Raw genomic sequence first — 24,052 nt, forward strand, 5'->3', positions numbered from 1 at the left:
AAGAAAGGAAGCAAGGAAATGATAATATCATCGAAAGGGCGGTATGCCTTAAGAGTAATGGTATATCTTGCGGTTCATCACAGTGATGATTATATACCATTAAAGGAGATATCAGATAAAGAAGAATTGTCAAAGAAATATCTCGAGACAATTACAAGAATGTTATCAAAAGCAAATCTTATAGAAGCAGCAAGCGGACACGGCGGTGGCTACAGATTAACAAGAAAGCCAGAGGATTACAGCGTTGGTGAGATATTAAAGCTTACCGAAGGAACACTTGCTCCTGTAACCTGTCTTAATGAGGAGACTTTAATGTGTGAACATTCGTCTTCCTGCTATACGCTTCCTATATGGCAGGGACTTGCAGATGTAATTAATAACTATCTTGATAATATGACACTCGCAGATGTTGCGGCAACAGCAATTGATAAGGCGGGTAATAAGACGGCATATAATGCCTGATAATATATGCGGCATTGTGCTGGCACACTTGGCACAAAGCAGTCCTGCGTTTAAATGAGTGTGCAGAAATGAGGAGTATTATGTCAGATAAGAATTTATTAAATGTTAAAGATTTATATGTAGATGTAGAAGATAAGGAAATTCTTCATGGTGTTAATCTTTCAATAGGCAAGGGTGAAACACATGTACTTATGGGACCTAATGGAACAGGTAAGTCAACACTTGGCTATGCTTTAATGGGCAACCCAAGATATACAGTAAAGAGTGGTGAGATATGGTTTGACGGTAAGAATATTACTGATGAACAAGTTAATGAGAGAGCTAAAGCAGGAATGTTCTTATCATTCCAGAACCCACTTGAAGTTCCGGGTGTTACACTCAGTTCATTTATAAGAAATGCCCTTGAATTAAAGACCGGCAAGAGAACAAGATATATGGAATTCAAGAAAGAACTTGAAAAGACTATGGAGCTTTTATCTATGGACAAGTCTTATGCAGAGAGAGATCTTAATGTAGGCTTTTCAGGTGGTGAGAAGAAGAAGGCAGAGATATTACAGCTTCTTATGTTAAAGCCATCATTTGCAATTCTTGATGAAACAGATTCAGGACTTGATGTTGATGCTGTAAAGACTGTATCAGCAGGTATAGAAGAATACCAGAAGACCTGCAAGGGAAGCCTTCTTATAATTACACACAGCACAAGAATACTTGAATCTTTATCAGTTGATTATACACACGTTATGATTGAGGGGAAGATTATAAGCACAGGTGATGCTTCACTTGTTGATAAGATTAATGAAAATGGTTTCGCAGAATACGAAGCAGAATAGTCAGCCATAATCATACGTTGATATATGAAAGGAGTTTACATCGAATTATGAAAGAAAAGACATATGTAGATGATATAGATAGAAACATATATGATTTCAAGAATGATGATAAGGACACATATAAGTTAAATGCTGGTCTTACTCCTGAGATAGTTGAGAAGCTCTCAAAGGAGAAGAATGACCCTGCTTGGATGCAGAATTTCAGGCTTGAGTCATTACAGATATATAATAATATGAAAGTACCTGACTGGGGACCATCTATAGAAGGTCTTAATATGGACAATATAGTAACTTATGTAAGACCTAATACTAATATGAAAGCTAAATGGTCAGAAGTACCAGAAGACATTAAGGATACATTTGAAAAGCTTGGTATTCCACAGGCAGAAAGAAAGTCACTTGCTGGTGTTGGAGCACAGTACGATTCAGAGCTTGTGTATCACAATGTAAGACAGGAAGTTGCTGAGATGGGTGTTGTATATACAGATATGGAGAGTGCGTTAAAGGGTGAATATGCAGATATGGTGCGTACACATTTTATGAAGCTTGTTAAGCCTACTGACCATAAGTTTGCGGCACTTCATGGTGCAGTATGGTCTGGTGGTTCTTTCGTATATGTTCCAAAGGGAGTATCAGTTGAGATACCATTACAGTCATATTTCAGACTTAATGCACCGGGAGCAGGACAGTTCGAGCATACACTTATTATTGTAGATGAGGGAGCTGATTTGCATTTCATAGAGGGGTGTTCAGCACCTAAGTATAATGTAGCTAATCTACACGCCGGCTGTGTTGAGCTATTTGTAGGAAAGAATGCCAAGCTTAGATATTCAACTATAGAGAACTGGTCTAAGAATATGTATAACCTTAATACTAAGAGAGCTATTGTTGAGGAAGGTGGTACAATTGAGTGGGTATCAGGCTCATTTGGCTCACACGTATCATATCTTTATCCTATGAGTATTCTTAAGGGTGATAATTCTAAAATGGAATTTACAGGAATTACATTTGCAGGAAAAGGACAAAATCTTGATACAGGTGCAAAGGTTGTCCATACAGGAAAGAACACAAGCTCATATATTAATACTAAGTCAATATCAAAGGATGGTGGAATTAGTACATTCAGGTCATCAGTTATAGTTAATTCCAAGGCAGAGAATTCCAAGGCTTCTGTATCGTGTCAGTCACTTATGCTTGACAGCATATCACGTTCAGATACAATCCCGGCAATGGATATTAAGACAAGCAAGGCGGATGTCGGACACGAAGCACAGATTGGAAGCATAAGCGATGAAGCAGTATTCTATCTTATGTCAAGAGGAATGACAGAGGAAGATGCAAGAGCTTGTATCGTAAGTGGATTTGCAGATAACGTATCTAAGGAGCTTCCACTTGAATATGCAATTGAAATGAATAATCTCATAAGACTTGAAATGAAAGGCAGTATAGGTTAATTGTGCTGATAAGATGAGCAGGAATGGAGAAATTTATGAATAATAATGAATATAGAATAAATGCACTTCCAGCAAAGACATGGTACCAGCTTAATATGAATGATACACGTCTTTTATGGGATGATAATTTAGTACCTTGTAATATGGATACAAAAGGCTGTGATAAGGTATGTTCAGATGTTAATGCTAAAGATTACAGTGATATAGAAAATGCAGTTCTTACAGGTGCAGGCAAAGAAGCAGATGTGTTATTTGAAGCAGGCGTAACTAATACATTACTTGTAAATGCAGATAAAGAAACTAACGGCCAGACATTATATATTAATGTCAATGGCAATGATAAGAGCCAGTCAGGAAAGATTATAGTTAATGTAGAGGATAATGTTACATTTACAATAATTGAGAACTTTAAAGGTGAGAGCAGTACAGAAGGCAGGGTAGCATTAAGAACACTTATAGATACAGGTCTTAACAGCAAGGTACGCCTTATTCAGGTATATATGCAGCCAGAAAGCATTGATGTATTAAGCGATACAGGATGCAGGCTTTCAGATAATGCCTCATTTGAGATTGTTCAGGTATTCGTAGGCAGGGGCAGCCTTTATGATGGAATAAGGACAGAGCTTATAGGCAATAATTCTGCATTTACAGCAGATATTGGATACCTTGGAGCTAAGAAGCAGAATATAGATATTAACCTTATATCTAATCATATTGGAAAGAAGACTAACAGCGGGATAAGAGTTGATGGTGCATTAAAGGACGAAGCCTCTAAGCTTTTCAGAGGTTCTATTGATTTTAAAAATGGTTCTTCTGGTTCAGTTGGTGCAGAGACAGAAAATGTACTTTTACTTGGCGAAGATGTCAGAAACAAGACAATACCTCTTATACTCTGTGCAGAGGAAGATGTTAATGGTTCACACGGAGCTACAATCGGTGAGCTCGATGAGGAAACATTGTTCTATTATGCTTCAAGAGGCATTGATAAGAAGAACGCTGAGGATATAATGACTAAAGGAAGAATTGAAGTTATTATAAGAAAGATTAATGACGAGGACACAGAAAAGCTTGCAGAGGAGCAGCTTGAAGAAGTGTTGCAGTAATGGAGGCAGTAATGGAGATTAAAGAGCAGAAAGATTATAGAAAAGATTTTCCACTTCTTAATAATAATTCTTCTATATATATTGATAATGCGGCAACAGCACAGAAGCCACAGTGCGTAATTGATGCTGAAAGCAGATTTTATGAGGTTAATAATGCCAATCCTCTCCGTGGCTTTTATCCATTAAGTCTTGCCGCTACTAAGGAATATGAGGATGCAAGGGAGGTTGTAAGACAGTTTCTTAATGCGGACTCTGATAAGGAGATAATCTTTACAAGAAATACAACAGAAAGCCTTAACCTTGTTGCATACAGCTATGGTATTAATAATCTTAAGGCTGGAGATGAAATAGCAGTTTCAATAATGGAACACCACAGCAATCTTCTGCCTTGGCAGATGGTTGCAAGAGTGACAGGTGCAACTTTAAGATATCTGGAATGTGAGAAGGACGGAACATTAAAAGATGATACTCTTAAAGATGGAATTAATGCTAATACTAAGATCGTTGCAGTTGCACAGGTTTCCAATGTATTAGGCTGTGTCAATCCAATTAAAAAGATAGCCAAAATAGCACACGATAATGGTGCTGTTATGGTTGTTGATGCGGCACAGAGTGCACCACATATGAAGATTGATGTAAAAGACTTAGATGCTGATTTTCTTGCATTTTCAGGACATAAGCTTATGGGACCTATGGGAATTGGTGTACTTTATGGTAAGGAAAGCATACTTAAGAATATGCAGCCATTTCTTACAGGTGGTGAGATGATTAATTCAGTTACTAGAGATGGTGCAACTTATGCAGAACTTCCACACAAGTTCGAGGCAGGAACGGTAAATGCGGCAGGAGCTGTTGGTCTTGCAGCAGCAATTAAATACATTAATGAGATAGGCTTTGACTATATACAGCAGAAAGAAGAAAGACTTGCAAAGATTGCTATTAACGGACTTAAAGGTCATAAGTACATTCATATATTAGGCTCTGATGATTATAAGAACCATACAGGAATAGCAGCATTTACAATAGATGGGGTTCACCCACACGATGTAAGCGAGATATTATCTTCTGACGGAATAGATGTAAGGGCTGGACATCACTGTGCACAGCCACTGCTTACATTTCTTGGAGTTAATAATGCGACAAGAGCAAGCTTTATGTTCTATAATACAGAGAAGGAAGCAGAAGCATTTGTTGAGAGTGTGCTTAACGTAAGAAGGAGAATGGGTTATGATGAATAGAGGCTTTTATAATGAAATACTTACAGAACATAATATAAGACCAGAATTTAAACACGACTTAGAAGATGCCAATATCGTCCTTGAGGGTGTAAATCCTAACTGTGGTGATGATATATGGCTTAAGCTTAAGGTTGAAGACGGTATTATTAAGGACGGAGCTTTTGTTGGAGATGGCTGTGCTATATCCCAGGCATCGGCTGATATTATGCTTGGGATGATAATTGGAAAGACTAAAGAAGAAGCTTTAAAGCTTGGAGATTTATTCTTTAAGATGATTAAGGGTGAAGCAACCGATGAGGAGATTGAAGAATTAGACGAGGCATCAGCACTTAAAGATATATCACATATGCCTGCAAGAGTAAAATGTGCTGTACTTGGCTGGCATACATTAGATGAGGCATTAAATAAGGAGTAATATGGCAAAGTATATTATGGCACTTGATCAGGGAACGACAAGCTCAAGATGTATATTATTTGATAAGGCTGGCAATATCTGTTCAATGGCACAGAGGGAATTTGAACAGATATATCCTAAGCCGGGCTGGGTGGAACACAATCCAATGGAGATATGGTCAACACAGTATGCGGTTATGTCTGAGGCTATGGCACTTGTGGGTGCTAAGCCTAAGGATATAGCTGGCATTGGAATAACCAACCAGCGTGAAACTACAATTGTGTGGGATAAAGAAACAGGTGAGCCTGTATATAATGCTATTGTATGGCAGTGCAGACGTACAGCCAAGGATATTAATCTGCTTGTAAAAGATGGTTATGCAGATGTAATCAAGGCAAAGACAGGACTTGTGCCAGATGCGTATTTTAGTGCAACTAAGATTGCGTGGATACTTAGTAATGTAGCAGGAGCAAGGAAAAAGGCAGAAGAGGGCAGATTGCTATTCGGTACGGTTGACACCTGGCTTATATGGAAGCTTACAGGCGGTGCGGTGCACGTTACAGACTATACTAATGCTTCAAGAACTATGCTTTTTGATATTCATAACAGGTGCTGGGATAAAGAGCTTCTTGAAAAGTTCAATATACCAGAGGTTATGCTTCCTAAGGTAAAGCCTTCAAGCTGTATATATGGTTATACAGACCCTTCTGTTCTTGCTGGAAATGTTGCAATAGCAGGTGCGGCAGGTGACCAGCAGGCGGCACTTTTTGGACAGTGCTGTTTTGAGCCGGGAGAAGTAAAGAATACATATGGAACAGGCTGTTTTCTTCTTATGAATACAGGGGATAAGCCTGTGGAGTCTAAGCATGGTCTTATAACTACGATTGCGGCAGGAAGTGATGACCAGCTTCATTATGCACTTGAGGGAAGTGTATTTACAGGCGGTGCAATTGTACAATGGCTTCGTGATGAGATGAGGCTTATAAGAAGCTCTTCACAATCAGAAGATTATGCAAGAATGGTAAATGACACCAATGGAGTATATATTGTTCCTGCATTTTCAGGAATGGGTGCACCTTACTGGAATCCTTATGCAAGAGGCTGCGTTGTAGGCTTATCAAGAGGTGCTAACAAGGAACATTTTATAAGGGCATCGCTTGAGTCAATAGCATATCAGACATATGATGTGTTAAAGGCAATGGAAAGTGACACAGGACATATAGTTAAAGAGTTAAAAGTAGATGGCGGGGCAAGTGCCAATGATTTCCTAATGGAATTTCAGGCAGACATTCTTGGAGCTAAGATAAGACGTCCTAAGTGTATAGAAACTACTGCACTTGGTGCAGCATATCTTGCTGGTCTGGCAGTTGGTTTCTTTAAGGATCTGAATGAGATAAGAGATAACTGGCAGTTGGCTTCCACATTTGAGAGCAGTATGGCACCATCAGACAGGGATAACCTTCTCGCAGGCTGGAGAAGAGCCGTAAAATGTGCCATCTCTTATACAGATGAATAAAACTGAATAAAAAATATATTGTTTTTGCTTTGTTATTGTATATAGTGTATAATTTTAAGCATATATATCAGGGAGGAAGAGGTTTTGGATAATAATGTACTAAAGGCACTTAATGTAATAGAGCAGGTCAACAATGTTATATTAGGAAAAGATAAACAAATAAGAGAGATTATGGCGGCATTTCTGGCTGGAGGCCATATACTTTTGGAGGATATTCCGGGTGTTGGTAAGACAACACTTGCGACAGCATTTTCTAAGGCAATGGCACTTGACTGCAAGAGGGTGCAGTTTACTCCGGACGTAATGCCGTCTGATCTTACAGGATATTCTGTATACAGAAATGACTTAGGTCAATTCATATATCAGCCGGGAAGCGTGTTCTGTAATCTGCTGCTTGCTGATGAGATTAACAGAACATCACCTAAGACACAGTCAGCACTTTTAGAGGTTATGGAAGAAAGAAAGGTAAGCGTTGAGGGCGTTACCAGAGAAGTTCCAGAACCTTTTATTGTTATTGCAACACAAAATCCGCTTGGTAATGCAGGAACACAGAGCCTTCCAGAAGCACAGATGGATAGATTTATGATTACTTTATCAATCGGTTACCCTGATTATGAAAGTGAGCTTGATATGGCTATGTCTGTAGGAAAGCAGAGCAGGACAAGTGATATGACACCAGTGGTGAGCATAGATGATTTTATAAGTATGCAGAATGAAATATATGATGTATATATGAACGAGAGCATATACAAATATATAGTTAATCTTGTTACAGCTACAAGAAAGTCACGTTATATAGAAAGAGGTGCAAGTCCAAGAGCGACTATAGCACTTGTAAAGATGTGTAAGGCGTGGAGCTGGCTTAACGGAAGGGATTATGTTGTTCCTGCGGACGTTATTGCACAGTTTGAGTATGTTATAACACACAGAATAATTCTTAATATGGCGGCGAGAATGGACGGTAAAGACAAGGCAGAAGTGATTAATGATATTTTGAAATCAGTTGCTAAGCCAGCAGTAGGAAAGAAGGCATAATGACAGGTGTATTTTTGATTATTATACTTGCTGTTGTGTGGTATGTAGCAGGCATATTTCATTCATTTGCACTTATGCTTTATGTAGCTGTTAATCTTCTGCTAATAGCAGGTATGTATATATTAACTCGTATATATAAAAGAAATGTTGCATTTGATTTTGATGTTAATCTGGCAGAGGAGTTAAAGAATTCTGGCTGCCAGTTAAGAATTAATGTAAGCAATAAAACAGGAATACCAATCACGAAAATCAGATTAGATGTAGTCGTGTCATATTGTGATAAGAAAGGTAAAGAATACAAGAAATACCGAAAGAACGTAAAGCTGTACGGAGGCTGTAAGGGCAGGAAGGATAATATGGATTTATCTGTCAGCCTGCCATATTGTGGAATGGCGGATGTAAAGATAGTTAAAGCGAAAGTGTATGATTACACAGGCTTGTTTTATTGTACAATAAAGCCTTTAAGCATAATGAATATTTTGATATTTCCAGAAGTTGAAAGCAGTATATATGAAGGCGCTTTTTCACAATATGAAAGCAATAATAATATAGAGTTGTATATCAACAGAAAAGGCAGTTCACACGATGATATAAGACAGATAAGGGAATATCAGACAGGAGATTCTTACAGGCACATACACTGGAATTTAAGTTCAAGAACGGGAGATCTGCTTATTAAGGAATTCTGTGGACAAGTTGACAGGGAGATACTTGTGCTTCTTGATACATTGCCTGATGATATTAATAATATTGAGCGTATGAGCAGCTTTTATGATAAGACAGCTATGCTTGTTATGGGTTTTATTCAGGATGACACGAAGGTATCAGTGCTGTGGAATGATCTTAATTCTGGAGCTTTATGTAAACAGACAGTATCAGATTATGATGATTTAAAGAATGTATATTATATATTATATAGGCTTCATTATAATTGTCGTAATAATGATACGGATATTAGCAGGGAATACAGCCTTGGAGAGTATATTGATAAGAATATCATAAAGATAGATACATCATCTGATGTTACTGAGTTATTGGGAGAAAATGTATATGGAGAACATGCGTATTAATGTAAGGCAGGCACATTCTGACACATATAATGGTAATCCTTATATAGCCTTTGCAGGGATAATGACAGGGCTGTTATCGGTTATATTATTTGTTGATGAATTAGATGCTGTCAGCTTTACAGTTGTGGGAGTATTATTATTCTCAGGAATATATGCGTATATTTTAAGTTATGCACATTATAATAAGAGGAAGTTTCTGCCATTTGTGATAGTGGGAGAAGTGGCTGTAACAGCTATATTGTCTGTATTTAATATACAGCGTATATCAGAGCAGTCTGTATCAATAATGCAGGCACTGGTTGACGGACGGGCAAATACACAGAATGTTACATATGTGGTGTTTGTAAGCAGTGTCGTGCTTATTTATATTATATATCTGTTAGAGGTTATATTTAAAAACCGTGTTATATTGACACTGGTTACAGTTGTAATGCTTGCAGCTTCACCTATATTAAGATTAGAGGTAAGCTTGTTTCATATATTTGTAATAGTTATGCATCAGGTTATAGTGGGCGTGTCTTACGCTGTGCTTGGAAGACGTAAGAAAATGCTGTATACAACAAGAAGCGGAAAGTTGATACATAAGAAAAGTATAATATATTGTATTGCAGCGACAGTGATTATTTTCTTTGCAGCTGATATTATTACCAATATATTTTCTGAATATATGTATGGTTCTATTTCGGGCATAGAGCAGACTATCTATAAGACATCAAAGAGAATATCAGGCAAGGGTTCTGATGTTAAGATTAATGGGGAGATAAGTTCAGGCAATAATTACCAGTCTGGAATTACCCAGATGACAGTTACGGTAAGTAAAATGCCAACAGAGGATTTATATCTTTACGGTTTCAGAGGTGGCGAATATAAGGGCGGAAGCTGGGATTCAACTGATGATGATACTATATGTAAGAATATAGACAGAACTGAATTTAAGAAAGAAACGATATCACAGCCTGTTTACGCATCAACATATTTTAAAAAGATGTATTATTATATTAATATATATATGAGGAACAGCGGAATTGTTGCGACCTCTAACAATAATAAAATAAACAGAAAATTAGATGTTAAATATGTTAATGATAATTATAAACAGACAATAGAGCCTTATTACAATAGTGGTTCTAAGAATTTCAGCAAAGGTGATGACGGAAAGAAAACATACAATATTGAATATATTGAACAGGCAGATATGCAGTCTGAATGGAGAGAGAAGAGTAATGAAAAATATAATACAACAGTTCGGGATTATAAAAATGTACAGCAGTTGTATAAGGCAGCTATGACTCCAATCTATTCTGCTGTATCCAAAAGTTTGGTTCCAAGGCTGACTTCATATGTTCAGGCTAATCCATTAACATCACTAAGTGATAAGACTACATTTATTATGTATACACTGCTAAGCAATACAAGATATACAAGAACTCCGGGGGTAATGTTGGGATCATCAGATATTGCGGAGGATTTTCTGTTTAATGCACAGAGGGGTTACTGCGTTCATTATGCAACGGTGGCTACAATTATGTACAGGCTGTACGGAGTTCCAGCAAGATATGTATGTGGTTACAGATTAAGTGCCGAGGACTTCAAGGAAACTGATCAGTCAACTTATGTTGCAGAGGTTTCTGATAAAAAAATGCACGCGTGGACGGAAATATTTATTGATAATTATGGATGGGTTCCTGTAGATGTTACGCCAGCAAGTGATGGAAGCTGTGCAGTTTCATATCCGGGTTATGATATTAATACATTTAACAATGTTATGAGTGAACACGGCTGGACACTCGATAAAGCGAGCATTAGCGGTGATAGCAGTGAAGATGTAACTTATGTAAGTACAAGAAGCGGAGCTGTTAAGGTGGCATTAAAAAAAGGCTTTAAAGTGGCTGTAGTGGTTGTTAAATATATAGCAATACTGACTCTTGTTATATTAATTGTCTTGCTGCCATTATGGATTAAGTTATACAGGGTAAGCAGGCTCAGGAAAATTCAGTCTTTAAGTTCGTGTGATATATATGAAAGATTAATGGAAATGCTGCATTTTGCGGGAGATTTCACCGGATATAACGGGACAGAGGAAGATTTTGCTTATAAGCTTTCGGCACGTTATGGCAATATTACATACGAAGAAGCAAAAAATGTATACGATAGTATTATGTATATACGTTTTGCTGATACAGATAAAGGCAGGTCATATTATAAGAAGAATGTATTGGTCTTATACAGAAAAGCGGCGGAAGAAATTTATAAGGAATTAAAGAAGAAAAAAAGAATAGTATTCAAATATATACATTGTTATATCTGACTTTAATATTGACGAATAATTTCTTTCGCATTATTATATGTTATATATAACAATGGAGGAAAAATATATGATGTTAGCTCTTATAACAGCAAAACAGGTTATTGTATTATTTATATTAATATTTTCTGGATTTATATGTGTTAAGACAGGTGCAGTAAAGATAGAGGGAAGGAAAGCATTTTCTGATCTTCTGGTATATTTTGTTGTGCCTTGTATGATAATTAATTCTTATCTGACAGAATTTGATGACAATATTTTTAAGAATATATTGTACGCATTGGGATTAAGCATACTGCTTTTAGTTGTTGGATTTGCCATAACATTTTTATTATCTTTTAAGTTAAAGGGAGATAATGTGCCTATCGTAAGATTTGGCTGTATGTTTTCTAATGCAGCATATATGGGATTTCCTCTGATACAGGCTCTATTTGGAAGTGAGGGACTTATATATGCAAGTGCCTTTGTGACAGCATTCAATATTTTTTTATGGACACTTGGATATTCAATTGTAAGCAGAACCTTTGATTTAAAAGCAATTGTTAAAAAGATATTCACAACACCAGCTATAATATCAGTGTTTATTGGACTTTTAATATTTATTGCAGGAATTCCGCTTCCAGATATTATAAGTCAGCCAATAAGTTATGCGGCGGCTATTAACACGCCGTTATCTATGTTTATTACAGGTATGATAATTGCGGCAAGCCCAATAAAGAATATGTTTAATAATAAGCTTGTATATTTTGCAATTATTGTCAGAATGTTCATTATACCTGTAGTGTGCATAGCTATTTTTAAAATGTTTAATATCAGCGGAATGGTTGCTGATGTTGTAATTATTCTTGAGGCGTGTCCTTGTGCATCAATATCTTCTGTATTTGCGGTGCAATTCGGATATGATGAGGATGTTGCGGCGGCTATGGTGGTGCTTACTACATTTATAAGCATAATAACACTGCCGGCGGTGGCACTTATTATAACTACATTAATATAATGATACCAGGGGCAAAAGGATTAAAACTATGTGAGTTTGCTCATATTTTGGGGCTTTTGCCACAACATCATATAATTAATATGTGTTAAATTTTAATTAAACATTGTATTAACTTGGGGATAGCCATTTATTTTTTGTTAAATGTATGCTATTATACACAAGTATTTTATGATTATGAGAGTATAATAGAGGTTATTTATGAAGATACTATTTGTTTCGCTTGGCTGCGATAAGAATCTTGTTGATACTGAGAATATGCTTGGCATCTTAAAGAATAAGGGATTTGAGTTCACTGATGATGAATGGGAAGCTGATATTATAGCAATTAATACCTGCTGTTTTATAGGCGATGCCAAGCAGGAAAGTATTAATACAATACTTGAGATGGCAGAACATAAGAAAGATGCCAGATGTAAGGTGCTTGTAGTTGCAGGCTGTCTTGCACACAGATATCAGGATGAGATTATTAAGGAAATTCCGGAAGTAGATGCATTTGTTGGAACATCTTCTTATGATAAGATTGCTGATATGATTAATTCTGTACTTGAAGAAAAGGGCATATCTAATTTTGTTGAAGATGCGAACAGAATGCCAATGGTTGAAGCTGATAGAATTGTGACAACCCCGGGTTATTATGAGTATTTAAAGATTGCAGAGGGTTGTGATAAGCACTGTACTTACTGTGTAATACCTAAGGTAAGGGGAAGCTTTAGAAGCTTTCCTATTGAGTATCTTGTTAACCAGACTAAGAAGCTCGTTGAGGGCGGTGTTAAAGAGATTATACTTGTTGCACAGGAAACAACTCTTTATGGAGTTGATTTATATGGAAAGAAGTCGCTTCCTAAGCTTTTACATAATCTTGGCTTAATAGAAGGACTTGAATGGATAAGAATTCTTTACTGTTATCCGGAAGAGATTAATGATGAGCTTATAGAAGCTATTAAAAATGAGCCAAAGGTCTGTCATTATCTTGATATGCCTATACAGCACGCAAGCGACAATATTCTTAAGCGTATGGGTAGAAGAACTTCAAAGCAGGAGCTTACAGATATTGTTGCAAAGCTTAGAAGGGAGATTCCCGATATTGCCTTAAGAACTACACTTATTACAGGCTTTCCTGGTGAGACAGATGTGGATCACGAGGAAGTTATGCAGTTTATAGATGAGTGTGAGTTTGATAGATTAGGTGTATTTACATATTCAAGAGAAGAGGATACTGTAGCCGCACAGATGCCTGACCAGATTGATGAAGAGATTAAGGAAAAATACAGAGATGAGTTAATGCAGTTACAGCAGGAAATATCAGCAGACAGGTCAGCCGCTATGATTGGACGAATTGTGAGAGTTATGATTGAAGGCTTTATACCAGAAGATAATACATATGTTGGACGTTCATACAAAGATGCACCTAATGTTGATGGTCTTGTATTTGTTGAATGTGACAGAGAGCTTATGTCAGGTGATTTCATTGATGTTAAGATTACAGGCTCAACCGAATATGATCTTATTGGAACTATTGTTGAATAATTAACATCACAGATATTAATATGCACAATGCAGTAAGATTATATGCAGAAGTGTAGGAATGGAGAGTATTATGAATTTACCTAACAAATTAACAATTTTAAGAATGATTATGATTCCTGTATTTCTTGTTGTATTATATATACCAGGATTGGGAATGGCTGGAAATATAGCAGCTGCGGCAATATTTATACTTGCAAGCATTACAGATTTTCTTGATGGAAAGATTGCAAGAAAGTATAACCTTGTAACTAACTTTGGAAAGTTTATGGATCCACTTGCTGATAAGCTTTTAGTGTGTTCGGCACTTATTGCACTTGTGGACTTTGATAAAGTTGCTGCCTGGATTGTAATAATTATTATTGCAAGAGAATTTATAATAAGTGGTTTCAGGCTTATCGCGGCTGATAATGGTGTTGTTATTGCAGCAAGCTACTGGGGCAAGTTTAAGACAACTTTCCAGATGATAATGATAATTCTTCTTATATTAGACCTGAATTATCCATTTAGTGGGGTTGTTAATATGGTAGTCACATATATTGCCCTTATACTTACGGTTGTTTCACTGATTGATTATATTGTAAAGAATTATAAAATCTTTATAGAGGGTTCTAATAATTAGTTGATATTGATAAGCTGTTTTATTAAAAATTGATAAAGACAGATTAATTAATAAACAGAGGTGATTGTTAATTGCTGATTGATATGGAATAGCTATTCGATGTTTTTATGTGTTAAATGTTTATGGTTAATATTTGCAGATGATGGTTCGGGTGTATTGTGCATCCGAACCATTGTTGAATTATGAAGGGATTAATAAAAGGAGTCGAAACGAAATATGAAATTAGAGGAAGAAGTTGTTAAGAAATTAAAAGAGTGCAACTGCCTGCTGACAACTGCTGAGTCCTGCACAGGCGGTATGGTTGCATCTTCAATTGTAAATGTAAGCGGTGCATCAGAAATATTTCACGAAGGCTATATTACTTATTGCGATGAAGCTAAGCACAAAATACTTGGTGTCAGCAATGATACACTGCAACGATATAAAGCGGTGAGCAGTAATACAGCCTGTGAAATGGCAGACGGAGCATTAAAAGCCGCCAATGCGGATATAGCTGTATCAGTGACAGGTGTTGCAGGTCCGTCTATGGAAGACGATAAACCTGTAGGTCTTGTATATATTGGAATAGCACATAATTGCAGGAGCTATGCTAAAGAATTCAACTTTACAGGTGACAGGGAGACTGTACGTAAAAAAGCCTGTGAGGAAGCTCTGAATATGATACTGGAAGAATTGTCGCAGGTATAGGCTTGCAGGATATGATTGAAGTATAATTTGATATTATATTTAATATGATTTGAAGTACGATTTAAGATTATATTTAATATGATTTGAAGTGCGATTTAAAATAATATTTAATCTGTAATTTGAAATGATATAAATGTTATTATATCAATGAAAATATATTGATAAAATACTATTTATATCTTTACATAAAGGACGATATATGATAGGATATATGTATCCAATATGTTACATAGTAATAATAATTAAGACTTGGTCTAAGACTGCAATTATAATTTGAATTAGGTTGAATTGATTTGGATTAAGCTGAATTAGGTTGTAATTAGATTTTAAGTTAAGTTGACATTATATAATTGGCCTGGATTATGATTAACGTTTTGCAACGCTGTAATGTACTGGCTGGTATAGATTTCAGGTGAATATATACAGTGTTTAATTAAATTTACTATTTTTACAGAATGAATGTTCGAAAATCTATTGACAAATGACACAGTATATAATATTATCATTAAAGACGAACGAATGTTCATTGATATGGAGGTATTTATAATTGGTTAATAATGAAGATAAGATGAAAGCACTTGATGCTGCGATTTCTAATATTGAGAAACAGTTTGGTAAGGGTTCTGTAATGAAGCTTGGTGATTCAGCTACTAATATGAATGTTGAATGTATTCCGACAGGTTCATTAAGCCTTGATATAGCACTTGGTTTAGGTGGAGTGCCTAAGGGAAGAGTTGTTGAGATATATGGTCCTGAATCATCAGGTAAGACAACAGTAGCACTTCATATGGTTGCAGAAGTTCAGAAGCGTGGCGGTATAGCTGGATTTATAGATGCAGAGCACGCACTTGACCCTGTATATGCTAAGAATATAGGTGTAGATATTGATAATTTATATATATCACAGCCCGACAGTGGTGAGCAGGCACTTGAGATATGTGAGACAATGGTAAGATCTGGTGCTATTGATATCGTTATTGTCGATTCAGTAGCTGCACTTGTACCTAAGGCTGAGATTGATGGTGATATGGGTGATTCACATGTAGGTTTACAGGCAAGACTTATGTCACAGGCTTTAAGAAAGCTTACTCCTGTTGTAAGTAAGAATAATTGTGTTGTTATATTTATCAACCAGTTAAGAGAGAAAGTTGGAGTTATGTTCGGTAACCCAGAGACAACCACAGGTGGACGTGCACTTAAGTTCTATGCGTCTGTAAGACTAGATGTCCGTAAGATAGAGACATTAAAGTCTGGTGGAGAAGTTATTGGTAACCGTACAAGGGTTAAGATAGTTAAGAACAAGGTTGCACCTCCATTCAGGGAAGCGGAATTTGACATAATGTTTGGTAAAGGAATATCAACAGAGGGCGATTTAATTGATTTAGCTTCTAATGTGGGAATTGTACAGAAGAGTGGAGCTTGGTTTTCATATAATGGAGAGAAGATTGGACAGGGTAGAGAGAATGCTAAGCAGTTTCTTCTTAACAATCCGGAATTAAAGGATGAGATAGATAAGAAAGTTCGTGCCCATTATGGAATAGGTGAAGAAGCTGATACGGCAGAAGTAGAAGATACTAAAGCTAAGTCTAAGAAAAAGACTGGCGAGAAAGAGGCGGAAGAAGTAAATGTATAATGATGAAGTTTCTTCAGATATACAATATTTAGTCACTTCGATTGTCGATGTTAATAAACAACGCAGGAGAGTATTTGTTAATTACGAACCTGCGTTCGTTTTATATAACTCAGAGATAAGAAAGTATCAGATTAAAGTGGACAGTGTTATTATGTCCGATATTTACAATGAGATAATAACTATACTTACTAAAAGAGCTAAGATAAGGGCGATGGCTCTGCTTAAGAGCCACGATTATACAGAAGGCAGGCTAAGGGAGAAGCTACAGGCTAATGGTTATCCTAAGTGCTGTATTGATGAGACTGTAGCATATATATATTCATATGGTTATATTGATGACAGAAGATTTGCTGATAATTATATAATATCGAGGTCATCTTCTAAATCAAGGCGTGTGATTGAGACATCTTTGTTAAAGCTTGGTGTTTCTGCTGATATTATTAAAGAAGCCTGTGATGAATTTTATTGTGAGGAAGATGATTATGCAAAGGAGATTAATGTAATAATCGGACATATCAATAAAAAGATTAATTCAATTGATATTAAAGATTATAATCAATTACAGAAATTAAAAGCTTCACTTTACAGAAAGGGCTTTAGGCTTGATGATATCAATAAAGCACTTGATATGGTATGTGATACTAATGAGTATTAATAGGCCGGATAATATATGCAAGATAATGACAAGTTAGGTTGATGTAACCTTGACATAATGCCGTTTAGAGTATAATATTAGTATGTTGTATTTTTTGTACAATGAAAACTTAATAAGGAGGTGCTCCTGTGTCATTTATTCCGGCAGTTGTCACATTTTTTGTTACACTTGTGATAGTCGCACCTATTACCTGGGTTGTATCTAGTAAAGCCATCAATAAAAGCAATGATGAAAAGATTGGCAATGCGAACGAAAGAGCCAGAGAAATAATAGATGAAGCGTTGAAAGCGGCTGAGACTAAGAAGAAAGAGGCACTCTTAGAAGTTAAAGAAGAATCTTTAAAGACTAAGAATGAGCTTGAGAAAGAGACTAAGGAAAGACGTGCAGAAATTCAGAAGTACGAGAAGAGAGTCCTTTCTAAAGAAGAAACTCTTGACAGAAAGATTGAAGCAGTAGAGAAGCGTGACTTAGGTATTACCAGAAAAGAAGAAGAACTTGGTAAACAAAGACAGAAGGTTGACGAACTTGAAAAGAAAAGACAGCAGGAACTTGAAAGAATCTCTGGATTAACCTCCGAACAGGCAAAAGAATATCTATTAAAAACTGTTGAAGATGAAGTTAAACATGATACTGCTGTAATGGTTAAGACATTAGAAAGCAGGGCAAAAGAGGAAGCAGATAAAAAGGCAAAGGAATTAGTGGTTAATGCAATTCAAAGATGTGCCGCTGACCACGTTGCCGAGACAACTATATCAGTTGTACAGCTTCCTAATGATGAAATGAAAGGCCGCATTATTGGTAGAGAGGGTCGTAATATAAGAACTCTTGAAACACTTACTGGTGTAGAACTTATAATTGATGATACACCTGAGGCTGTAGTTTTATCAGGCTTTGATCCAATTAGAAGGGAGATTGCAAGAATCGCTCTTGAGAAGCTTATTCTTGATGGAAGGATTCATCCAGCAAGAATTGAGGAGATGGTTGAAAAAGCCCAGAAAGAAGTTGAAACATTAATTAAAGAAGAAGGTGAAGCTGCAACCCTTGAGGTTGGTGTCCATGGAATTCATCCTGAATTGGTTCGCTTACTTGGTAAGTTAAGATACAGAACCAGTTATGGTCAGAATGTATTAAAACATTCAATTGAAGTAGCTCAGATTACAGGATTGTTAGCCAGCGAATTAGGTCTTGATGTAAAGATGGCAAAGAGAGCTGGTTTATTACATGATATAGGTAAAGCTGTCGACCATGAAATGGAAGGCTCACATATTCAGTTGGGTGTTGACCTCTGTAGAAGATACAAGGAATCAGCACTTGTTATTAATGCGGTAGAAGCTCATCATGGTGACGTTGAACCAGAAAGTTTAATAGCCTGTCTTGTACAAGCTGCTGATACAATCTCAGCCGCAAGACCTGGTGCTAGAAGAGAGACGTTAGAAACTTACACAAACAGATTAAAACAATTAGAAGATATTACCAACTCATATAAGGGAGTTGAGAAGTCTTTTGCTATTCAGGCAGGTAGAGAGGTTCGAGTAATGGTTGTTCCTGAAGTGATTAGTGATTCAGATATGGTATTACTTGCAAGGGATATTTCTAAACAGATTGAAAATCAGATGGAATATCCAGGTCAGATTAAAGTAAGTATTGTAAGAGAATCAAGAGCTGTTGATTACGCTAAGTAATTACGAACATATTTAAAGAACCAGAGAAGCTACCAAGAATTCAAAATTCTTGGCAGCTTCTTTTTTTATGTTTTGTATTAGTATTTACTATAATATTTCGTCTTATACTATTGTGTAGCCTTTTATTGATGTCAAATTGGTGAATAGACTAAATTACCTTTTGATTTTAAGTGTTAATATGCCAAAATTAAACATATGGCAGTTATATACAATAATTATTACAATGCTTATTGAAATGTAATTCTTAGTATAAAATTCAAAGGCTGACTTAATAATATTAAGCTAACACTTAATTTTATTAATAAAATTCTTAAAAATGTCTAATTAATTAATATTTTTAATCAAAATTCATAAATATAATGTGAAAACTATTGCTAAAAAATCATCTTCATAGTATATTATTTAAGACCTTTTAATTATGAAATGGAGGATTAATATGCAGTACAACGAAATGAGCAAAGAACAGTTATTACAGTTAAAGGCTGAACTTGATGAAAGATACAAGGAAGCAAAGGCTAAGGGACTTAACCTTAATATGTCAAGAGGTAAGCCATCAGCAACGCAGCTTAATGTAACAATGGATATGCTTGATGTAATCAATAGTTCCTCTGACTTAAAGTCAGAGGACGGAACAGATTGTAGAAATTATGGTGTTCTTGATGGAATTCCTGAAGCTAAGAAGCTTATGGCAGATATGATGGGAACAACACCTGAACACGTTATTATATATGGTAATGCAAGTCTTAATATTATGTATGATCAGGTATCAAGAGCGTATACACACGGTATTCTTGGAAATACACCTTGGTGCAAGCTTGATAAAGTAAAGTGGCTCTGTCCAGTTCCAGGCTATGACAGACATTTTGCTATAACAGAAAGATTTGGGATTGAAATGATTAATATTCCAATGTCTGTTGATGGACCTGATATGGATATGATAGAGAAGCTTGTAAGCGAAGATGAGTCTATTAAGGGTATCTGGTGTGTACCTAAGTATTCAAATCCTCAAGGCTACACATACTCAGATGAGACAGTAAAGAGAATGGCAGCATTAAAGCCAGCAGCTAAGGACTTTAGAATATTCTGGGATAATGCATATGTTATTCATCATCTTTATGATGACAAGCAGGATGAAATCCTTGATATTATTTCTGAATGTGAGAAAGCTGGAAATCCAGACATGGTATTTGAATTTGCCTCTACATCTAAGGTTACATTCCCAGGTTCAGGTGTGGCAGCACTTGCAACATCAAAGGATAATGTAGCTGATATTAAGAAGCAGATGACAATTCAGACAATTGGTCACGATAAGATTAACCAGTTAAGACACGTAAGATATTTCAAGAATGTTGCAGGTCTTAAGGAACATATGAAGAAGCACGCTGAATTTATGCGTCCAAAGTTTGAAGCTACTTTAAAGGTGCTTGAAGATGAACTTACAGGTCTTGGAATTGGTACTTGGTCAGAGCCAAGAGGAGGATACTTCATATCATTTGATGCTATGGAAGGCTGCGCTAAGGCAATAGTTGCAAAGTGTAAAGAAGCAGGTGTTATCCTTACAAACGCAGGTGCTACATTCCCTTATGGAAAAGATCCTAAGGACAGCAATATAAGAATTGCACCATCTTTCCCTACACCAGAGGAAATGTCTGAAGCAGCAGAATTATTTGTATTATGTACAAAATTAGTAAGTGTAGAAAAGCTTCTTGAGCAGAAGTAATTTAATAGAAAAACATTAATATAATGTTGATAAAAATTAAAACTAAATCCTGAAAGGAGCAGGCAGTATGGCAAAGATAGGCTTTATTGGAATGGGTAATATGGGATATGCTATGCTTAAAGGTGTCCTTAATGTATTTGAACCATCAGATATTATATTTACCTGTCCAGACCTTGATAAATGTAAAAGAATAAGTGATGAAACAGGTGTCAAATATGCTGAGAGCAATGCAGAGTGTGCTAACAATGCCCAGTATATAGTATTAGCAGTTAAGCCACAGGTATATAGTGCTGTAATGAAGAATATAGTTAATGTCATAAGAGAAGACAGCGTTGTTATATCTATAGCACCTGGAATTACAATAGACTCTATTAAGGATAATCTTGGAATTAATACTAAGGTTGTAAGAGCAATGCCTAATACGCCCGCTCTTGTCGGAGAAGGGATGACTGGCGTATCATACAATAAAGATGAATTTTCATTTGAACAGAGAGATGTTATAGACAGATTTTTTAATTCATTTGGAAAGGTTGTCTATGTTGATGAGAAGCTTATGGATGTTATTGTATGTGCAAGCGGAAGTTCACCAGCATATGTATATATGTTTATTGAGGCACTTGCTGATAGTGCTGTCAAATATGGAATTAAGAGAGATGATGCTTATAAATTAGTTGCACAGACAGTTCTTGGTTCAGCTAAGATGGTTCTTGAAACTAACGAGCATCCGGGAGTGTTAAAGGATAAAGTATGCTCACCGGGTGGTACAACAATAGCTGGTGTAGCAGCACTTGAAGAACACAATTTCCGTAATGCTGTCATAAAAGCCACAGATGCATGTTATGATAAGTGTCATAATATTAAATAATAAAAATGAGGATTCAATATGGAACATATAAAAAGAGTTGGCAGAGAGTTGATGTATAAAGGTTCAATGCTTGAATTTTATAAAGATACGATTGTTACACCAGACGGCAAGACAGTGTATTGGGATCATATTGAGCATAAGGGAGCTGCGGCTGTTGTTGCTGTTCGTGATGATGGCAGAATTGTTATGGTAAGGCAGTTTCGTAATTCACCAGATAAGGAAACTCTTGAAATACCAGCAGGAGGAATTAATAAGGGTGAACCTGTTAAGACTGCGGCAATAAGAGAGTTGGAAGAAGAAACAGGGTATAAAGCTGACCCTGATAATGTAAGAAAGCTTATATCTATAATTACGGCAGTTGCTTTCTGCAATGAAAAGGTTGATATATATGTGGCTGATAAGCTTACAAAGTCAGTACAGCAGCTTGACGAAGAAGAATATATTAATGTTGAGTATTATACATTGCAGGAATTAAAAGATATGATTATGAACGGAATAATAGAAGATTCCAAGACAATATCTGCTATACTTGCATATGAGCAGACCTTATAAATGAAGTAAATAAAGTAATTAAAACAATCAAATGATTAAATTCAATAATTAAATTCAATAATCAAAACATATTAAAAGAAATCCTAGCATATAAATAGCCTGACCTGATAAATAAGGAGGCGTTTATATGGCTGGGATTTTTTTAAAACGATACAGATATATGTTGGCGGTTATGGTGGGAGTTATTGCTGGGACACTGATAGCTAATTATGCAATAATAAATATAACGGATAAGGTTGGAGTACTGAATAATGATTTCAGATTATCTATTATTGATATGAAGGTAAATAATGTGGCGTTGTGGCAATATATTTTCAAAACGAGAATAAAAGAATTTACACTTCTCATATTACTGCTTATTACACCTGTTGCAGTTCCGGCAGTATATATAATTTTCGGAATTATTGGAATGAGCGTTGGAATGGTTGTGAGCGTAAGCGTGATGAATATGGGGATAAAAGGAATGTTTGTATACATAGTGATGACATTTCCACATTATATAATATATGCCATTACTATATTCATACTAATATCCATATGGGAAACCAGCAGAGGGTCATATGTGAATATTAATATAAGGAAAATAGCAATGGCATTATTAGTCAGTTTTATATTATTGTTGGCAGGCACGTTGTGCGAAGCCTACGTAAATCCGGGGTGTCTGAAAATGTTACTTGAGCATATCAGCTATTGTGTATAATAACTTTTCAGATTCTTCCCAGCCAAGGCAAGGGTCTGTTATTGATTTGCCATATATACCTTCGCCGACTTTCTGGCAGCCAGGTTCAATATAACTTTCAATCATAACACCTTTAACAAGTTGTTTAACATCATTTGAATGATTGCGGCTGTGAATTACTTCTTTAGTAATTCTTATCTGTTCAGCATACATTTTGCCAGAGTTGCTGTGGTTAGCATCAACGATACAAGCTGGATTGAGTAAATCCTTAGTCTTATACATATTGGCAAGTCTTATTAAATCTTCATAATGGTAGTTAGGAATGTTCTGTCCGTGTTTGTTGACAGCACCTCTTAATATAGTGTGAGCCATAGGATTACCAGGTGTTTCAACCTCCCAGTTTCTGTATATGAAAGACTGCTTTGCCTGAGCAGCGATTACAGAGTTAAGCATAACTGAGAAATCACCGCTTGTAGGGTTCTTCATACCAGCAGGAACGTCCATGCCACTTACAGTAAGTCTGTGCTGCTGGTCTTCAACAGATCTTGCACCAACGGCAACATATGAGAGTACATCAGCAAGGAACCAGTAATTCTCAGGGTATAACATTTCATCGGCTGGCATAAGTTCTGTTTCTTCCATAACTCTTATGTGCATTTTTCTGATAGCAACAAGTCCAGCAAGAAGGTCAGGCTTTTTCTCTGGGTCAGGCTGGTGGAGCATACCTTTATAGCCAGTGCCTGTGGTTCTTGGCTTGTTAGTATATACTCTTGGAATGATTAGTACTTTGTCAGCAATCTTTTCCTGAACTTTTTTAAGTCTTAATGTATAGTCTAATACAGCGTCTTCGTTATCAGCAGAACAAGGTCCGATTATAGCAAGAAATTTATCTGACCTGCCAGTAATTACATCGGCAATTTCTTTATCTCTTTCTTTCTTTAATTCGGCAACCCTTTCAGGAACTGGAAAATCACGCTTGATATCCGTTGGTGTAGGAAGCTTTCGTATAAATTCAAAACTCATTATTAT

Annotated in this window: 22 protein-coding genes; 21 read left to right on the forward strand and 1 reads right to left on the reverse strand. The window is 36.2% G+C overall.

The genetic code is table 11. The features are described from left to right. Window positions 1-18: 18 nt before the first annotated feature. The 21 genes from BM157_RS07750 to BM157_RS07850 all read left to right on the forward strand — a co-directional run bounded on the left by BM157_RS07750 (window position 19) and on the right by BM157_RS07850 (window position 23,044). On the forward strand, window positions 19-462 hold the full coding sequence (locus BM157_RS07750; RefSeq protein WP_090140579.1) for an RrF2 family transcriptional regulator: 444 nt from the start codon (window positions 19-21) through the stop codon (window positions 460-462). Between the two features lie 80 nt (window positions 463-542). Continuing rightward, entirely contained in the window at window positions 543-1,292 is a 750-nt protein-coding gene (gene sufC / locus BM157_RS07755) for a Fe-S cluster assembly ATPase SufC (protein ID WP_090140583.1), read from the forward strand. Window positions 1,293-1,339: 47 nt separating this feature from the next. Further along, on the forward strand, window positions 1,340-2,746 hold the full coding sequence (sufB, locus tag BM157_RS07760) for a Fe-S cluster assembly protein SufB (protein WP_022503140.1): 1,407 nt from the start codon (window positions 1,340-1,342) through the stop codon (window positions 2,744-2,746). A 35-nt stretch (window positions 2,747-2,781) separates the two neighbouring features. After that, entirely contained in the window at window positions 2,782-3,849 is a 1,068-nt protein-coding gene (locus tag BM157_RS07765) for a SufB/SufD family protein (protein WP_090140586.1), read from the forward strand. Window positions 3,850-3,860: 11 nt separating this feature from the next. Further along, entirely contained in the window at window positions 3,861-5,087 is a 1,227-nt protein-coding gene (locus BM157_RS07770) for an aminotransferase class V-fold PLP-dependent enzyme (RefSeq protein ID WP_090140614.1), read from the forward strand. Next, window positions 5,077-5,502: a Fe-S cluster assembly sulfur transfer protein SufU gene (gene sufU / locus BM157_RS07775; RefSeq protein ID WP_022503143.1), complete on the forward strand. Its 426-nt coding sequence runs from the start codon at window positions 5,077-5,079 to the stop codon at window positions 5,500-5,502. The genes BM157_RS07770 and sufU overlap by 11 nt, the downstream gene beginning before the upstream one ends. Before the next feature lies 1 nt (window position 5,503). Beyond that, entirely contained in the window at window positions 5,504-6,997 is a 1,494-nt protein-coding gene (gene glpK, locus BM157_RS07780) for a glycerol kinase GlpK (RefSeq protein WP_022503144.1), read from the forward strand. 84 nt (window positions 6,998-7,081) lie between these two features. Then, the gene (locus tag BM157_RS07785; protein WP_022503145.1) at window positions 7,082-8,032 is read left to right on the forward strand and encodes an AAA family ATPase; all 951 of its coding nucleotides are present in this window, start codon (window positions 7,082-7,084) and stop codon (window positions 8,030-8,032) included. After that, entirely contained in the window at window positions 8,032-9,102 is a 1,071-nt protein-coding gene (locus BM157_RS07790) for a DUF58 domain-containing protein (RefSeq protein ID WP_055306639.1), read from the forward strand. The genes BM157_RS07785 and BM157_RS07790 overlap by 1 nt, the downstream gene beginning before the upstream one ends. Further along, window positions 9,083-11,410 carry a transglutaminase-like domain-containing protein gene (locus BM157_RS07795; protein WP_022503147.1) on the forward strand — a complete coding sequence of 776 codons (2,328 nt, stop codon included), beginning with the start codon at window positions 9,083-9,085 and terminating at the stop codon, window positions 11,408-11,410. Before BM157_RS07790 ends, BM157_RS07795 begins: the two co-directional genes overlap by 20 nt. 67 nt (window positions 11,411-11,477) lie before the next feature. Continuing rightward, the gene (locus BM157_RS07800; protein WP_090140587.1) at window positions 11,478-12,404 is read left to right on the forward strand and encodes an AEC family transporter; all 927 of its coding nucleotides are present in this window, start codon (window positions 11,478-11,480) and stop codon (window positions 12,402-12,404) included. A 198-nt stretch (window positions 12,405-12,602) separates the two neighbouring features. Beyond that, entirely contained in the window at window positions 12,603-13,931 is a 1,329-nt protein-coding gene (rimO, locus tag BM157_RS07805) for a 30S ribosomal protein S12 methylthiotransferase RimO (protein WP_022503149.1), read from the forward strand. Window positions 13,932-14,001: 70 nt separating this feature from the next. Further along, entirely contained in the window at window positions 14,002-14,550 is a 549-nt protein-coding gene (pgsA, locus tag BM157_RS07810; protein ID WP_022503150.1) for a CDP-diacylglycerol--glycerol-3-phosphate 3-phosphatidyltransferase, read from the forward strand. Between the two features lie 216 nt (window positions 14,551-14,766). Continuing rightward, window positions 14,767-15,237 carry a CinA family protein gene (locus BM157_RS07815; RefSeq protein WP_022503151.1) on the forward strand — a complete coding sequence of 157 codons (471 nt, stop codon included), beginning with the start codon at window positions 14,767-14,769 and terminating at the stop codon, window positions 15,235-15,237. A gap of 568 nt (window positions 15,238-15,805) precedes the next feature. After that, window positions 15,806-16,870 (forward strand): recombinase RecA, encoded by a 1,065-nt coding sequence (recA, locus tag BM157_RS07820; RefSeq protein WP_090140616.1) that lies wholly within the window; start codon window positions 15,806-15,808, stop codon window positions 16,868-16,870. Next, window positions 16,863-17,525: a regulatory protein RecX gene (locus BM157_RS07825; protein WP_055306638.1), complete on the forward strand. Its 663-nt coding sequence runs from the start codon at window positions 16,863-16,865 to the stop codon at window positions 17,523-17,525. Before recA ends, BM157_RS07825 begins: the two co-directional genes overlap by 8 nt. A gap of 170 nt (window positions 17,526-17,695) precedes the next feature. Then, window positions 17,696-19,207 carry a ribonuclease Y gene (gene rny / locus BM157_RS07830; protein WP_438940714.1) on the forward strand — a complete coding sequence of 504 codons (1,512 nt, stop codon included), beginning with the start codon at window positions 17,696-17,698 and terminating at the stop codon, window positions 19,205-19,207. Between the two features lie 436 nt (window positions 19,208-19,643). Next, window positions 19,644-20,927 carry an aminotransferase class I/II-fold pyridoxal phosphate-dependent enzyme gene (locus BM157_RS07835; RefSeq protein ID WP_055174895.1) on the forward strand — a complete coding sequence of 428 codons (1,284 nt, stop codon included), beginning with the start codon at window positions 19,644-19,646 and terminating at the stop codon, window positions 20,925-20,927. Window positions 20,928-20,994: 67 nt separating this feature from the next. Beyond that, the gene (proC, locus tag BM157_RS07840; protein WP_090140590.1) at window positions 20,995-21,792 is read left to right on the forward strand and encodes a pyrroline-5-carboxylate reductase; all 798 of its coding nucleotides are present in this window, start codon (window positions 20,995-20,997) and stop codon (window positions 21,790-21,792) included. A gap of 18 nt (window positions 21,793-21,810) precedes the next feature. Then, a complete protein-coding gene (locus tag BM157_RS07845; RefSeq protein ID WP_090140591.1) occupies window positions 21,811-22,344 on the forward strand; it encodes an NUDIX hydrolase in 534 nt (177 codons plus the stop codon). Between the two features lie 127 nt (window positions 22,345-22,471). Then, window positions 22,472-23,044: a stage II sporulation protein M gene (locus BM157_RS07850; protein WP_090140592.1), complete on the forward strand. Its 573-nt coding sequence runs from the start codon at window positions 22,472-22,474 to the stop codon at window positions 23,042-23,044. Here BM157_RS07850 and BM157_RS07855 read toward each other — a convergent pair. Next, entirely contained in the window at window positions 23,015-24,046 is a 1,032-nt protein-coding gene (locus BM157_RS07855; protein ID WP_090140593.1) for a 3-deoxy-7-phosphoheptulonate synthase, read from the reverse strand. The two genes, BM157_RS07850 and BM157_RS07855, sit on opposite strands and share 30 nt — an antisense overlap. Window positions 24,047-24,052: the final 6 nt, after the last annotated feature.

It is taken from the genome of [Lactobacillus] rogosae, from assembly GCA_900112995.1.
GTDB lineage: Bacteria > Bacillota > Clostridia > Lachnospirales > Lachnospiraceae > Lachnospira > Lachnospira rogosae.

Bases quoted from the DNA above. Each gene is read 5' to 3' on its own strand.
- BM157_RS07750 (WP_090140579.1), top strand. From the start codon at position 19: ATGATAATATCATCGAAAGGGCGGTATGCCTTAAGAGTAATGGTATAT.
- pgsA (WP_022503150.1), top strand. From the start codon at position 14,002: ATGAATTTACCTAACAAATTAACAATTTTAAGAATGATTATGATTCCT.
- BM157_RS07790 (WP_055306639.1), top strand. From the start codon at position 8,032: ATGACAGGTGTATTTTTGATTATTATACTTGCTGTTGTGTGGTATGTA.
- BM157_RS07835 (WP_055174895.1), top strand. From the start codon at position 19,644: ATGCAGTACAACGAAATGAGCAAAGAACAGTTATTACAGTTAAAGGCT.
- proC (WP_090140590.1), top strand. From the start codon at position 20,995: ATGGCAAAGATAGGCTTTATTGGAATGGGTAATATGGGATATGCTATG.
- BM157_RS07800 (WP_090140587.1), top strand. From the start codon at position 11,478: ATGATGTTAGCTCTTATAACAGCAAAACAGGTTATTGTATTATTTATA.
- recA (WP_090140616.1), top strand. From the start codon at position 15,806: ATGAAAGCACTTGATGCTGCGATTTCTAATATTGAGAAACAGTTTGGT.
- glpK (WP_022503144.1), top strand. From the start codon at position 5,504: ATGGCAAAGTATATTATGGCACTTGATCAGGGAACGACAAGCTCAAGA.
- BM157_RS07770 (WP_090140614.1), top strand. From the start codon at position 3,861: ATGGAGATTAAAGAGCAGAAAGATTATAGAAAAGATTTTCCACTTCTT.
- rimO (WP_022503149.1), top strand. From the start codon at position 12,603: ATGAAGATACTATTTGTTTCGCTTGGCTGCGATAAGAATCTTGTTGAT.
- BM157_RS07795 (WP_022503147.1), top strand. From the start codon at position 9,083: ATGGAGAACATGCGTATTAATGTAAGGCAGGCACATTCTGACACATAT.
- sufB (WP_022503140.1), top strand. From the start codon at position 1,340: ATGAAAGAAAAGACATATGTAGATGATATAGATAGAAACATATATGAT.
- BM157_RS07850 (WP_090140592.1), top strand. From the start codon at position 22,472: ATGGCTGGGATTTTTTTAAAACGATACAGATATATGTTGGCGGTTATG.
- BM157_RS07765 (WP_090140586.1), top strand. From the start codon at position 2,782: ATGAATAATAATGAATATAGAATAAATGCACTTCCAGCAAAGACATGG.
- sufU (WP_022503143.1), top strand. From the start codon at position 5,077: ATGATGAATAGAGGCTTTTATAATGAAATACTTACAGAACATAATATA.
- BM157_RS07845 (WP_090140591.1), top strand. From the start codon at position 21,811: ATGGAACATATAAAAAGAGTTGGCAGAGAGTTGATGTATAAAGGTTCA.
- BM157_RS07815 (WP_022503151.1), top strand. From the start codon at position 14,767: ATGAAATTAGAGGAAGAAGTTGTTAAGAAATTAAAAGAGTGCAACTGC.
- BM157_RS07825 (WP_055306638.1), top strand. From the start codon at position 16,863: ATGTATAATGATGAAGTTTCTTCAGATATACAATATTTAGTCACTTCG.
- sufC (WP_090140583.1), top strand. From the start codon at position 543: ATGTCAGATAAGAATTTATTAAATGTTAAAGATTTATATGTAGATGTA.
- BM157_RS07855 (WP_090140593.1), bottom strand. From the start codon at position 24,046: ATGAGTTTTGAATTTATACGAAAGCTTCCTACACCAACGGATATCAAG.